13 protein-coding genes are annotated in these 13,520 nt (G+C 63.4%); 1 reads left to right on the top strand and 12 read right to left on the bottom strand.

Translation table 11 applies throughout. From position 1 onward, the window contains the following. Nucleotides 1-21: 21 nt before the first annotated feature. The 9 genes from LOZ83_RS32150 to LOZ83_RS32110 all read right to left on the bottom strand — a co-directional run bounded on the left by LOZ83_RS32150 (nt 22) and on the right by LOZ83_RS32110 (nt 9,148). Nucleotides 22-1,152, bottom strand: coding sequence for a hypothetical protein (locus tag LOZ83_RS32150; RefSeq protein ID WP_236795515.1), 1,131 nt, complete (start codon nt 1,150-1,152; stop codon nt 22-24). A gap of 123 nt (nt 1,153-1,275) precedes the next feature. Next, nucleotides 1,276-1,713, bottom strand: coding sequence for a hypothetical protein (locus tag LOZ83_RS32145; RefSeq protein ID WP_236795514.1), 438 nt, complete (start codon nt 1,711-1,713; stop codon nt 1,276-1,278). Then, a complete protein-coding gene (locus LOZ83_RS32140; protein WP_236795513.1) occupies nt 1,703-2,260 on the bottom strand; it encodes a MaoC family dehydratase N-terminal domain-containing protein in 558 nt (185 codons plus the stop codon). The genes LOZ83_RS32145 and LOZ83_RS32140 overlap by 11 nt, the downstream gene beginning before the upstream one ends. 95 nt (nt 2,261-2,355) lie before the next feature. Continuing rightward, nucleotides 2,356-3,489, bottom strand: coding sequence for a serine hydrolase domain-containing protein (locus LOZ83_RS32135; protein ID WP_236795512.1), 1,134 nt, complete (start codon nt 3,487-3,489; stop codon nt 2,356-2,358). After that, the gene (locus LOZ83_RS32130; RefSeq protein ID WP_236795511.1) at nt 3,486-4,517 is read right to left on the bottom strand and encodes an ABC transporter ATP-binding protein; all 1,032 of its coding nucleotides are present in this window, start codon (nt 4,515-4,517) and stop codon (nt 3,486-3,488) included. The genes LOZ83_RS32135 and LOZ83_RS32130 overlap by 4 nt, the downstream gene beginning before the upstream one ends. Then, complete coding sequence (locus tag LOZ83_RS32125) at nt 4,514-5,638, bottom strand: ABC transporter ATP-binding protein (RefSeq protein WP_236795670.1); 1,125 nt, start codon at nt 5,636-5,638, stop codon at nt 4,514-4,516. Before LOZ83_RS32125 ends, LOZ83_RS32130 begins: the two co-directional genes overlap by 4 nt. A 45-nt stretch (nt 5,639-5,683) precedes the next feature. Continuing rightward, nucleotides 5,684-7,252 carry an ABC transporter substrate-binding protein gene (locus tag LOZ83_RS32120; RefSeq protein WP_236795510.1) on the bottom strand — a complete coding sequence of 523 codons (1,569 nt, stop codon included), beginning with the start codon at nt 7,250-7,252 and terminating at the stop codon, nt 5,684-5,686. Nucleotides 7,253-7,289: 37 nt separating this feature from the next. Beyond that, nucleotides 7,290-8,072: an ABC transporter permease gene (locus LOZ83_RS32115; RefSeq protein ID WP_236795509.1), complete on the bottom strand. Its 783-nt coding sequence runs from the start codon at nt 8,070-8,072 to the stop codon at nt 7,290-7,292. Between the two features lie 134 nt (nt 8,073-8,206). Continuing rightward, nucleotides 8,207-9,148 carry an ABC transporter permease gene (locus LOZ83_RS32110; RefSeq protein WP_236795508.1) on the bottom strand — a complete coding sequence of 314 codons (942 nt, stop codon included), beginning with the start codon at nt 9,146-9,148 and terminating at the stop codon, nt 8,207-8,209. Between the two features lie 252 nt (nt 9,149-9,400). Here LOZ83_RS32110 and LOZ83_RS32105 point away from each other — a divergent pair, with 252 nt between their 5' ends. Then, on the top strand, nt 9,401-10,105 hold the full coding sequence (locus tag LOZ83_RS32105) for an HpcH/HpaI aldolase/citrate lyase family protein (protein ID WP_236795507.1): 705 nt from the start codon (nt 9,401-9,403) through the stop codon (nt 10,103-10,105). On the opposite strand, the gene LOZ83_RS32100 is transcribed toward LOZ83_RS32105, so the two are convergent. Genes LOZ83_RS32100 through LOZ83_RS32090 form a run of 3 tightly spaced genes read right to left on the bottom strand, consistent with a single transcriptional unit; the run spans nt 10,102 to nt 13,474 of the window. After that, nucleotides 10,102-11,466, bottom strand: coding sequence for an acetyl/propionyl/methylcrotonyl-CoA carboxylase subunit alpha (locus tag LOZ83_RS32100; RefSeq protein ID WP_236795506.1), 1,365 nt, complete (start codon nt 11,464-11,466; stop codon nt 10,102-10,104). The two genes, LOZ83_RS32105 and LOZ83_RS32100, sit on opposite strands and share 4 nt — an antisense overlap. Continuing rightward, on the bottom strand, nt 11,456-11,959 hold the full coding sequence (locus tag LOZ83_RS32095; protein ID WP_236795505.1) for a biotin/lipoyl-containing protein: 504 nt from the start codon (nt 11,957-11,959) through the stop codon (nt 11,456-11,458). The genes LOZ83_RS32100 and LOZ83_RS32095 overlap by 11 nt, the downstream gene beginning before the upstream one ends. 15 nt (nt 11,960-11,974) lie before the next feature. Further along, on the bottom strand, nt 11,975-13,474 hold the full coding sequence (locus tag LOZ83_RS32090; RefSeq protein WP_236795504.1) for a hypothetical protein: 1,500 nt from the start codon (nt 13,472-13,474) through the stop codon (nt 11,975-11,977). Nucleotides 13,475-13,520: the final 46 nt, after the last annotated feature.

Raw genomic sequence — 13,520 nt, 5'->3', positions numbered from 1 at the left:
CCTACCTGGGGGACGGGCGCCTCAGTCATGGTCACGCGTCCAATCGACGATCGTGTCGACGGCGGTCTTCACGTGATCGGGCTGGCCGATGAAGTAGTGATTCGCTCCCGCCAGCGCGACGATCGCCCGGTCACTGTGGTGGACCGCGTCGTAGAGCTGGCGCGCATGACTCGGGAAGGCCGCTTGATCGGCTGTGCCATAGACGACGAGGACCGGCGCCTTGACATGCGGAAGATGCGTCGGACCGTGGCCCTGGCTGTCCGCAAGGCTCCACTGGCTGAGCCACGATCGCGCGCTGGCGTACCGGCCGAGACTCGACGGCGCGAAATTCGCGGTCCACGCGTCGCCCCACAGCGTTCCCGTCTCACGATCGGAGGGGTCCAGAGTCAGGTCCAGGAATCGCGGGTCCGCACAGGTTCCATGGACCACGAAGGCGAAATCTTGGACCGGATTTTCCGACGCCTCCAGCGATTCGAGCCTATCGGTGATCTGTGCCCGGATACGGGCGCTCCGCGCGACTTGGGCGGCCCGGTACTCCGCGACGAACTGTGCCGAGTAAGGCGGGCCGTTCGAGGAGTCGAACATGTCGAGCGAAGCGTCTCGCTTGAACGGATCCGCTTCGTCGGTGATGGCCGGGTCGAGCCACTCGGTGTAAACCTGCGCCCGGCCCGGGTGCGCCATCAGCAGGACGAGTTCGTCTGCCGGCGGGAGATCGGCGGCGGTCAAATCCGGCCCACCGCCACCGGGAGCCCCCGTGATCGTGGGGTTCTCCGCTTGACTCTGATAGAGCGACGCCAGTCCCCCACCACCTGAGTTCCCGATCAGCACCACCTTCTCGAAGCCTCTGCGCTTGAGCTCCCGAATCGCCGCCGCGACATCGAGAACGCAGTTTTCGAAGAGCAGACTGGTGTCGTTGCCGAGGTAGCGGGTAGTGAGTCCGACGGCGGCGTAGCCACGCTCCGCGAATGGCTCCAGGGCGTAGTGTCCCAGGAAATTGGATGTCGGGTGCACAATGAGGAATACGGTCGTGCTCTTGCCTTGGCCGGGATGGACCGCCCGTGCCCAGATCTTCCCACTCAGGCGGGCGACCCCGGAGTAGATCTGAATTTCACGACCGTAGTCGACGGGTATGGCGAGAATTTCGTCCCTCATATAGCGGCGCACTCCCGGTAGTCAGGTCACCTTTCGGCGTTCGATAATCGAACGCACTGTTCGACTATATTTACGGTACCTCGAACCGCTGGTGAAGGCAACAGAGGTCGGGGCACCGCGGCTCTAGGCAGGCAGCGTTGCCACGATCGCGCCGCGTGCGGTCACGACGTCGGCCGCGGTCGACTCCATCGTGAACTCCACGAAATGCTCGGCATCGCGCCGCCACTTGCGCGCCACCTGGCCCGTCACCCGCGCGGTCGTGCCGGCCAGTGCGAAGCTCGTCATTCGCAACGGACCGATCTTCTTGATGACACCGGCCAACCCGATGAATTCACGGACGGCACGCTCCCACATTCCCTGGACGAAAACGTTGTTCGCATACACATCGGGCGCGCCGTGCGCACGCGCGACCTCGGGATTGTGGTGCATCGGAGCGAAGTCCAGATTGGCGCCCGCGTGGACCACCAGCCGGTGGATCGTCAGCGGAAAGTCCAGCGAAGGAATCTGCTGGCCCACTTCGATCTCGGCCCAGTGGCGCTGTTGTGACCAGTCAGCCGGCATCCTTCGAGTCCTTCCCGTGCCGTGCGCGCGCGACATATGAATAGGACGTGGACGTCTGCGTGGCCACCACTGCGTCGTGCTGATTCAGCACTGTGACTTCAACGGTGTAGAAGGCACCACGCCCGACGCTCGTCTCCTTCGGAAGGACGCTGAGAAGCCGGCGTCCCTCCAGGCGCAGGCGGTCGCCGACCACGAACGGCCGGTGGAACTCACACTCGACGTCGGTCGCGAACCCGGCGTTCGTATCGGGTCCAGGACGTTTCAACCGGGCCGACCGCAGCGGCGGGTAGTCGTTGCGGCCGTCGCTGACGTAGACAGGCGGGTCCCCGGGGAGCCAGCTGATCGCTTGGGTGGTCCACGTCGCCAAGCCGCTGTACGGAGCGATCACACCCGGATAGCCATGAGCCCTGGCGACGGCATCGTCGTAGTGCAATGGACAGTCGAACTCGAGGGGCTCGAGATAGCGCCGGATCGCCGAGAGTTCGATCTCATCGGCTCCGACAACTTCCGCGCCCTCGTCCAAATCGGTGCCGATCGCGTCGATCAACGGCTGCCACGCCGCCTGCCAGTCGTCGCGATCGGCCCACGTGTAGTCAGCCATCCCGTCCCTTCTCCCAACAAATCCGCCACGCGGACGGGCGATCAGCGGTCCAAGGTCGCCGCCTCGGCGATCGCCCTGATGAGTTGATCGTTTTCCGGGGCTTCGCCGCCCGTGGCCGCAAATCTCTGACGCGTATAGGCGTAGGCCAATGACAGATCCGGATCGGCAAACGCCTCGCACCCGCCGGCCCCACTGTGTCCGAAGGCGCGATCGGAGAGAGAGTCGTACTTGTTACCGGTGGCCTCGAATCCCACGGCGAATCGATCCACCCTGCCGGTGACCACATCGACTCCCGGCGTCTGAAGGCGCGCGAAAGCAGTGGTGATCTCATCGGCGATTACAGGATCGGCCCCGTCCGTGCCGGTGCCGGCCACCGCGTACATTCTTGCCAGCCCCCGGGCGCTCGCCACGCCGCCGACCGACGCTGGTCCGGCCTCTTGGAGTGATCGGTCGTTGCCGAGTTCCACCAGATCGGTCGGTACGGGGTGATGCTGGTTGAAGGCGATTCGACGGAGCTTTGCGTCGACGCCGCCCGGAACGGTGGTCGGCGCATCGACGCGTGGCGGTGGAAGTACGGGGAGAACGCGATCAGCCGGTGGCTCCCCGAGATACACGTCGAGGCCGTGCTTCTGCCGCCACGAACGGTCGAAGATCTGCTGTACGGAGTCTCCCGTGACCGAGCGCACGAGCCCGTTGGTCAGCGCACCAGCGGTGAACGCGTGATATCCGTAGGCCCGTCCCGGTTCCCAATACGGTTCCTGTGCGGCGAGCAGGTGAGTGATCGACGTATCATCGGCAAGTTCGCACATGCTGAAGCCGGCCGCAGTGCCGATCAAACCGGCTCGGTGTGACACCAGTTCACGTACGGAGACCTTCTCTTTGCCCGCCGCGGCGAATTCCGGCCAGAATTCGCACACCGGCGCGTCGAGATCGACGTGACCGCCCTGGAACAGGTCGGCCAGAACAAGATAGGCGGCGCCTTTGGTCGCCGAATAGATGGGGAGCATGAAGTCGGCCGCGTCGTCGCCACCGTTCCACAGGTCGACGACCCGCTCGCCTCGAACGTAAGCCACCAGTTGGACGACCGAGTCTCCTTGACCGGCGCAGGCCGACCTGAAAGCGGTGCGTACCGCTTCGTAACCAGGAGCTACCGTCCCGTGGATCACCTCACTCATGCCCCGCGATCATCTCGCCAGGGCGCGGCTCCGTGCTGTGGGAAGTGGCACGCGACGAGATGCCCGTCGGCGATGTGCCGGAGTTCTGGTTTCTCGTTGGCGCATCGATCCTGCGCAAAAGGGCATCTCGTGCGGAAGTGGCATCCCGACGGCGGATCAACCGGTGAGGGTAGTTCTCCGGTCAGCCGCCTCTTCGCCGGCGATTCCGTGTCGTCGACCGTGGGGATCGATCCGAGAAGGCCTTGCGAATACGGATGGGCCGGTGCTTCGTACAGTGCTTCGGAAGTGGTCAGTTCGACGATGCGGCCCAGGTACATGACGGCGATCCGATCGCTGATGTTCTTCACGACGGACAAGTCGTGCGAGATGAACAGCAGCGTGAGCCCGAGCGCGGCCTTGAGATCTTCCAAGAGGTTCAGTACTTGGGCCTGGACCGACATGTCGAGCGCGGAGACGGGCTCATCGCAGATGATCACCGACGGCGACAGCGCGAGTGCCCGGGCAATGGAGACGCGCTGACACTGTCCACCCGACAACTGCTGGGGTCGCCGTTCACCGAATACGTCCGACGGCATCCCGACCAGGTCGAGCAACTCGTCGACGCGGCCGGCACGCTCTTCGGGCGTTTTCCAGTTCCAAATGGAAAGCGGCTCCGCGACGATATCCCTGACCTTGCGCCTCGGATTCATCGACGACACCGGATCCTGAAAGATCATCTGAAGCCGCGGCCGGATCTGCCGCAATTCGCGCCGCGACATGCCGACCAGATCATTTCCGTCAAAGGCTATCGAGCCGGAGGCGATCTTGGTCATCCGCACGAGTGCCCGGGCGAGCGTCGACTTGCCGCATCCGGACTCACCGACGACGCCCAAGGTCTCCCCGCGCCGCAAGTCGAAGCTGACGTCCTTGACAGCTCGTACCGTCTTTCCACGCCCTACGTCGTAGCGCACGTCAAGATCGTGGACCGACAGGACCGCCAGCTCGTCCGCGGCCGAGCGTTGATCGTCGGTGATCTCTGTGACAGTCATCGCAACTCCAACCCGGCGGCGGTGGTCCCACGCTCGACATTGATCTTCAGCGCTTCATGACCTCCAGGTGTGCCAACGGGATAGAAGCATCGGACGCCGTGTCCCGACTCCCCGTTCTCCGTCAAGGTCAGCCGGGGCCGCTCGACGAGGCATCGCTCCTGCGCTCGGCGACAGCGTGGCGCGAAACCACATCCGGCAGATTCGCCGAGGATGGCAGGCGGCCGGCCGGGGAGGGTTTCCAGTCGTGTGTGCGGCGGATTCGCCAGCCTCGGGCTGGCGCGAAGCAGTGCCTCGGTGTAGGGGCTGCTGGGCTGGGCGAGAACTTCTTTCGTCGGGCCGCGTTCCACGACCTGCCCGCCGTACATGACCATCAGTTCATCGGTGTAGTTGGCCGCCAATCCCAGGTCGTGCGTGATCAGCACCATGCCCATCTTGCGGCCCAGTTGCTCTTCGCGCAGAAGGTCCATGATCTGTGCTTGGATCGAGACATCCAACGCGGTCGTGGGCTCGTCCGCGATCAGTACGGCCGGGTCGCAGGAAAGCGCCAAGGCGATCATGACGCGCTGTCGCATCCCACCGGAGAGCTGGTGCGGATATTGCCTGCTCCTCAGCTCCGGACTCGGAATACCGACCTCTGTCAGCAGCCGGTGCGTCTTCGCGATCGCCTCCGACCGGCTCAGCGGCGTGTGCTCGCGAATCTGCTCGACGATCTGGTCGCCAACACGCATCACCGGGTTCAACGCCGTCAACGCGTCCTGAAAGACCATCGCGACCTCGCTACCCCAATGCTTACGCATTTTTCGGGTACCAAGCCCGGAAATGTCATTGCCGCACAGAAGCACCTGCCCACCGGTCGCGACCCCGCGCGCCGGCAGCAGGCGCATCACCGACTTCGCGAGCACGCTCTTGCCCGAGCCTGACTCGCCGACGATCCCCATCGTCTTACCCACACCGAGAGCGAAGGAAATGTCGTCCACCGCGTGGTTCGATCCTGCCGGTGTATGGAACCACACGTCCATGTTGTCGACGACCAGGGCGTCCTGCCCCTTCTCCGCCACTTGCGGCGCGTCCGGGTGCACGGTCTCCCCCTCTCTGCCGGTCGGCCGAGACATCATCTTCATGGCATCCACGAACTTTCTGATCAGGACGGCGGGAAACGGTTGACGCTACTTGTCGAGCCAGACTCCGGACATATCGATGTCGCCACCGCCATACGTCTGGAAACCCTGGACATACTTCTGAGCCACGTTCTGCAGCAGGACACGCGAAATCAAGACGAATGGCATGTCCTTCCACAACTCTTCCTCGAGAGTGTGGTACGCGGCCTTGCGCTTCGTGAGGTCGTCAGTGGTCTGCCCGGTCTCCAATGCCTGGTCCACCTTCGGGTTGCAGTACCCGATCGTATTGCGGCCGGCTCCGCAGCGCAGCTGCTGATAGAGGTTGTCGGCCGGGTCGACTCCGTAGTAGATCGTGTAGAGCATGCTGAAGGTTCCAGCACTGATCAAAGCTTCGATGTGCGGCAGATCCACGAGATCAAGAACAACCTTCACATTGTTCAACCGCTGGATTTGCTGAGCGATCGCCTGGGCATACGGCTGCGTCGAGCCCGACGCCGGCAACTCGATCGTCACCGGGCCGCCGTGCTCGGCCACATAGGAGTCGATGAGTTGCTGTGCTTGGCCCAGATTGTTCAGCGGCTCTTTCAGATCCGGGTTGTAGAAAGGGCTGTCCTTCGGGAAGAGGGTGTCAGCCATCTGATCATGCCCCTCCGCGACCTGCTCATTGATCTCATCCAGGTTGATCGAGAGCGCGATCGCCTGCCGGACCCGGACGTCGTTGGTGGGAGCCTTCTTCAGATTGAAGTAGAACACCTGGCCGCCGAGGAAGCTGGGGTTCAAGCGCTGGTAGCCGGCCTGCTTCAACTCGTCGGTCACCTTGGGCAGGCCGGGCGAATAGCCGACGATGTCGGCCTGGCCGGAACGGAAAGTATTGTAGCCCTGGGTGGGCTGGGGAATGATGTTGATGATCAACTTGTCCAGGTAGGGACGGGGCGCATTCCAATACGTGGTGTTACGAACGTAGGTGTATCGCGTGTTCGGCTGGTAGTCGGACAGTTTGAAGGGCCCGGCCGCGATCGGGATCGGCCGCTTTCCGGCGTTCCACTGATCAATGGTCTGCGGTGCGGCGATCATCCCGGATTGAGCCATCAGGGCACGCGGGAAGTAGGCGTTGGGCTTCGGCAGGTGCACTTCGACTGTCGTAGCGTCGAGCACGTTGGTCGTGGCGCCGCGCAGATCGACGGTCCGGGTCGCGGTGGGCTTGGAGTAGCGATCGAAATTCAGTTTCAATGCCTGGGCGTCGAACTTTTCGCCATCCGAGAACGCCAGGCCGGAGCGCAACTTGACGCTCCACGTGCTGTTGTCGGTGCTGGTGACCGATTCGGCCAGCCGAGGGATGATCTTCCCGCTGGGGTCGACGTACACGAGTGCGTCATAGAGGGGCGTGGCGACGCGGGCGAAGTTGTCGGCCGTGAGCGGCGCGGTCGACGGGTCCAGATTGTTCGGGTCGGTCCCGAAGATCTCGGTCAATGTCCCGCCGGACTTGGGCGTTCCCGAACCGCCACCCCGGCTGTCACTCGAAGATCCACCGGAACAGGAACTCACCACCAAAGAAAGCGCGGCGACGAGGACACCCAGCCGCAGAGAGGCACGCTTCATTGCAATACTCCATTCCACGTTCAGAGCACCGTGCAAGAATGTCCGGCACCTGGTACTAGATCTTCGATTCCGAGATATCGAAGTGACCGCGTATCCATTCGCCGATGTTGTTCAGCATGTAGACCGTGATGAAGAGCACCAACGCCGGTATCACGACCAGCTGAGGATTGTCGTACAGTTCGAACTGCCCGTCGGCGATCATGACACCCCAACTGGGTGTCGGCGGCCTGATCCCGACGCCCAGAAAGCTGAGAGCGGCTTCCGCGACGATCAACGTCGCCATGACGATGACCGAATATCCCAGCACCGGGGGAAGAACGTTGGGCGCCAGTTCGCGGTAGAGGACCCGGCCCGGCCGGGCACCGAGGACCTGAGCGGTCTCGACGAACTCACGGCTCGCGAAGCGAATGGTGTTCGCCCGGCTCACCCGCGCGACCAAGGGGATCGCGATCAGCGTGAGTCCGATGATCAGGGTCTTTTCGCCCGGCCCGATCGCCGCGGCGAGAGCCAGCAGCATGATGAGCCCGGGAAACGCCAGCAAGGTGTCGGTCAGGAATCCCATGACGACGTCGAAGGGTCCGCGGAAATACCCGGCCACCAGCCCCAAGATTCCGCCGACGACGCAGCCGAGGACGGTGGACACGGTGGCGACGAGCAGGGACGCCCTGGCTCCATAGACAAGTCTCGCGAGCACGCTGCGTCCGTACGTGTCAGTCCCGAGCCAAAAGTCGGCCGAATGTCCGTGAAATGGCATCAGGCGAGCCGCGCCCACCCGCACGCCCGGGTCGGCCAATGGCAGCAGATTGGCGAAGATCGCCAGGAGCAGCACCAGTCCCACCCAGACCAAGGCGATGACCAAGGACCACTTGACGCGCGGCCGCGCGGTCCGCGCCGCGCCGGCCCGGCTTCCCGACACGGCCGGACTGGGCGCTGACCCGACAGCGCCGCCCAAGCCGTTCCTCATGGCCGCCATCAGTGCTCGACTCGCGGGTCGAGGAAGCGATAGGCCATGTCGATGACGAAATTGATGACGAGATAGGCACTTGCGATGACCACGACAATTCCCTGGAGGACGATCAGATCTTTACCCTGGATGGAACTCACCAGCGCCGATCCGACGCCAGGAATCGCGAATATGACCTCCACGACGACGGTTCCGCCGATCAGGTAGGCCAGCCGCAGGCCGCCGATGGTGAGCAGCGAGTACGACGATGCCCGGAGCGCGTGTTTGAACAGGATCCGCGGTGTACTTATCCCTTTCGCACGCGCCAGGGCGATGTAGTCCGATTGGAGTGTCGTGATCACGTCGGCTCGAAGCACCCGGAGGAACACGGCGGCGGCAGGCAGCGCCAGCACTGCCACCGGTAGTACCGCGAAACGGAGGTTCTGCACCGGATCTTCACTGAAGGGCACCCATCCGGTCACCGGGAACAGGTTCAGCTTCACCGCGAAGATGAGGACCAGGAACAGCGCCATCGCAATTTCGGGAATGGCGATGAGTCCGGAGGTCAGGCTTTGCACGATACGGTCGAAGATGCCGCCGGCACGGTAGGCGCTCGCGAGGGCCAGCGGCACCGCGATCAGCAGCGCGACGAAAATGGCCAGTATCGCGAGTTCCAGCGTGACGGGCAACCGCTCGCCCAGCAACTTGGACACGGGCTGCCCGTTGTTGATCGACTCACCGAGATTGCCTTCGAAGACACCGCGTAACCACATCCAATAGCGAACCGGCAGCGCGTGATTGAGGCCGTACTTGGTGTTGAAGTCCGCTATCGCTTCTGGCGACGCGTCGGAACCGAGGACGGCCAGGGCCGCGCTGCCGGGGACGAGGCTCAGCAACATGCTCCCGCAGAAGGTGACCAGGAAGAGCACGACGCCGTATCGCAAAAGGCGCTCGGCCGCAAAGGACAACACGTAGTTTGCACCTCCAGGCAAGCGGGCGCTAGGCCTTGTTCGATTACCGCACATGGTGTTCCATCTACGGGAGTGACTCAGACCATAGCCCGGCACCGCGACGAACGTCAACGAAATCCTTCGTGGTCTGGAGCCCGGACCATCGCTATCGACAGCTCAGGCGCCACCGGGCGCACGACACGAGTCGAGAAAGGCCGAAGCATGCACCCGAAGTGGCTCGAGGATCGGCCCAGGATTGGGACCATGCAATTGATGTCCAGCCCTGACGTGACCGAGGTCCTCGCGCAGTCCGGACTGGACTTCGTCGTCCTCGACATGCAACATGGCTTACTGGATCCGGCCACAACGGCGCACTGTATTCGCGTCCTGCTGGACAGTCCTGTCGCCGCGTTCGTACGCGTTCCCGATCAGACACCGAGCCTGCTCGGCAGGCTGCTGGATTGGGGTGCCGACGGAATCGTCGTTCCCATGGTGGACGACGCCGCGCAGACACGTGCCGCCGTTGCCGCCTGCCGGTACGCACCCGGAGGCACCCGCAGCTGGGGGCCTGTTCGCGCCACTATTCGGCGGGCCGTGCGGGAACCCGCGGCAGCAGACGCTCACTCACTCTGCATCCCGATGATCGAGACAGTCAGTGCTTACGAGAACATCACCGAGATCGTGGCCGTTGATGGCGTCGACATCGTCATGATCGGGCCGAGTGACCTTGCGCTCGGTATGGGCCTCCACCCGACGCTCGGCAGCAGTGATGACCGGCACCGGCAAGCGATTCAGTCAATCATCGACACCGCGGCGGACAACCGGGTTCACACGTGGGTACAGACACCGTCGCCGCAGGAGGCGGCACGAATGATCGACGCCGGGGCGTCGATGGTGAGTGTGCGAACCGACATTTCACTGCTGGCCACCAACGTTGGCGACCTCCTTTCAACGATTCGGGCGGGCCTCCCCACCTAGAAACCCGCGGCGTAGGCGGGAAGGAGTTCCTCGTCGACAAGTTGCGTTGTCATTCTCGCCTCGTCGAACTCGGCGCTCGACACGGCATACCGTTGAAACGAGACGTTGGACGAGACACCCTCGATCACGAAATGGTCCAGTGCATGCTGCATCCTGCGTAATGCCTCCGCGCGGGTCGAGCCATACACGATCAGCTTCGCCAGCAGCGAATCGTAATGGATCGGCACGTCGTACCCGGAGAAACAGTGGGTATCCACGCGGACAAAGGGCCCCTGCGGCGGGTCGAAGCGTGTGATCCGCCCCGCGTTCGGCCGGAACCCGGCTTCGGCGGCCTCGGCATTGACACGACACTCGATGGCGTGGCCGCGCAGCGTCACATCATCTTGGCTGAACCACAGCTTCTCGCCCGCTGCGATCCGCAACTGCGCCTCGACCAGATCGATGCCGCTCACAACCTCGGTCACCCCGTGCTCAACCTGGATCCGCGTGTTCATCTCCAGGAAAGACGACACGCCCCCCTCAGGATCGACGAGGAACTCGACTGTTCCCGCACCTCGGTAGCCGATCGCGCCGGCAAGCGCCACTGCCGCGTCACGGACTTCCGCGCGTAACGCCTCGGGCAGGCCGGGGGCCGGCGCTTCCTCCACCAGCTTCTGGTGGCGTCGCTGCAAAGAACAGTCCCGCTCCCCTACGTGCACGACGGTACCGAAATGATCTCCCAGTACTTGAACTTCGACGTGGCGGGCGTTCGGGAGGTAACGTTCCAGATAGAGTGTGGAATCGCCGAACGCCGCCATGGCCTCGGCAGAAGCTGCCTCGAAGGCTGTTGGTAGCGCGGCGGGATCCGCCACGATCTTCATGCCACGCCCTCCCCCGCCGGCCGCGGCTTTCATCATCACGGGATAACCGACGTCGGCCGCCAATTCGGCGGCATGCGTGGCATCGACGACGCGTTCGGAGCCCGCCAACATCGGAACTCCTGCTTGCCTCGCGCTGCGGCGTGCTTCCAGCTTGTTGCCCATCAGGCGCATCTGAGCAGCCGTAGGGCCGACGAAAAGTATTCCGGCATCGGCACAGGCTTCTGCCAGAGCCGGAGACTCGGAAAGGAACCCGTAGCCCGGGTGGAGAGCGTCCACCTTCATTCCGGTGGCCGCGGTGACCAACGCGGCCACACTCAGGTAGCTGTCGGACGAACGCGCTGGGCCGATGCACACCGTCTCGTCCGCGATACGGGCCGGCAGACTGCCCAGGTCCGCCTCCGACACCGCGAGGACCGTGGAAATGCCCAGGCCTTGGCAGGCCCGGATGACCCGCAGGGCGATTTCGCCGCGGTTCGCCACCAATAGCCGTTCAATCGTCATGGCGACGTACGCGGAAGAGCGGCTGGCCATATTGGACGAGCTGATTGTCCTCGGCCAGGATCGCGGTCACGGTGCCCTCGACGCCCGCCGAAACGGCGTTGAACATTTTCATGACTTCGAGCAGGGCGACTGTGGTGTCCTCCTGCACGACGCTGCCCACAGAAACGTAAGGCGGCGACCCAGGTTCAGGCTGCGCGTAGAACATGCCCACCATCGGCGACCGAATCTCGACGGTGCCTTCTTCCGCGTTGTCCGGTGGCGCACTCGGCGCGGCCTCACTGGATACCTGCGGTGATGCGGACGCTGGCACCGCGGCGACCGGGTCTGCTTTGGGGCGCGGCACATAGCCGGCCGGATCGCCCTTGCCGAGCACGACCTTCATCCCTCGCAAGTCGAGTTCGAGGAAGTCGAAGGTCGAGCGTTCAAGGCTTTCGATCACCTGCACAAGGTTGCTCAGTTCATCCTCACCAAGCGAACTCAGGTCCTCTGCCATTCCGTCGCCGCCTTTCTATCGATGCGTACGTCCCACGAAAAGGGATTCGCCTCCGCGCTCTATGGCCAGATAGCGAATCGATTTTCGTTTGCCGAGTTCATCCAGCAGCCTGATGAGGGGAACGTCGCCCGACGTGTACCGCCTCGGCGGGCCGGCCGCACGCATCGCCTCGACCTCCCCGCTACCGGACATGAGTGCTCGCAGCACGACTTCCTCGTCACGCATGTCCGCGTCCCCATACCGGGCTTTCGCCTCGCGGAGCGTGAGCTCGTCATCATTTTCCGGCCCCGGCTCGCTCGCGAGTTCCTTCGCGCGGGGCAGGGCCAGGATGTGGTCTTTGACGTCCTGGTCCATCCACGGGTAGCCGGAGTCGGTGCCGAAGGCACCTTGGGCGAAGCGGATCAGCTCATCGATGACCAGCTTGTACCGCTCGCCAGTCGCGACGTTTGTGGCCGCCTGTGTGACGATGTGCTGGGAGAACGGTGTGATCATGATCGGGTACCCGAGTTCGGCACGGATCCGGACACTTTCCTCTTTGACCTCCTCGATCCGATCCGCCATGCCGATGGAGTCGAGTTGGTAGCGCAGATTGGCGATGACACCACCGGGGATCTGGTGGGTGAACTGCGCTTCGTCGTAACGAACGGGCTCACCGAACGGAAGTCCCTCTTGCCTGGTGAACGAGGCGAGCCGGCGCGATACGGATGAGACCAATTCCTCGTCCACGACCGGATTGAAGCCCAATGCCCGCGCGTTGCGAGCGGTGTCCAGCACGGAGGGTTGGGCCGACCCGTCGGAGGCCGGCGGCACTCCGGTGTGCAGGTAGCGGATGCCCAGTTTCATCGCCTCGGCGTAGACCGACGGCGCGAGACCCGTGGTGCAGTGTGAATGCAGCTCGACGGGGATGTCTCCGGCCAGATTCAGCAGGAGCGGAGCGAGTTCCCTGATCCGGTCAACCGTCAGCAGACCGCCCTGATCTTTCAGGTAGAGCGCATCGGGAGCGAAGGCAACGGCTTGGCGCGCCTTCTCCGCGAACACATCATCAGTGTGCCGTGGCGAAATCGTGTACGACAGAGCCAGGGCTATCTGGAAGCCATGCGCGCGCATGAAAGGGATGTCCTCGGGCAGTGACCGCTCCAGCTGGTCAACTGTGTTGCAGACGATCTGCACTCGGTAGGGGGAGACAAGGTCCGCGAGCATCTCGATGGCGAGCCGTTGCACGACTCGGGGAGCACTCGTACCCAAGCCACCGATACCGATCGCGCCCATGGAGGTCTTCAGGGTGTCCGGCATCCGCTCGCCGAGCATGCGCAGGGTCTTCCAAGGATCTTCTTTCAGATCACGAACAATCTTTTTGAAGAAGATTCCGTTGGATATCACCTCGACCGCGAAGAAGCCCGCACGATCCATATCGGCCGCGATCGGCTCCATCATGCCGTAACGCATTCCCATGGCCCACAGGCTCTGCGATCCATCGCGGAAGGTGGTGTCTATGAAGCGGATGTCATCAGCCATGAGGTTCATCCTTTACACAGACGTTCGATTATCGCACGACCTGTTC

This window comes from Amycolatopsis sp. GM8 (assembly GCF_021653975.1).
GTDB lineage: Bacteria > Actinomycetota > Actinomycetes > Mycobacteriales > Pseudonocardiaceae > Amycolatopsis_E.
This window is presented reverse-complemented; position numbering and strand designations above follow the sequence as displayed.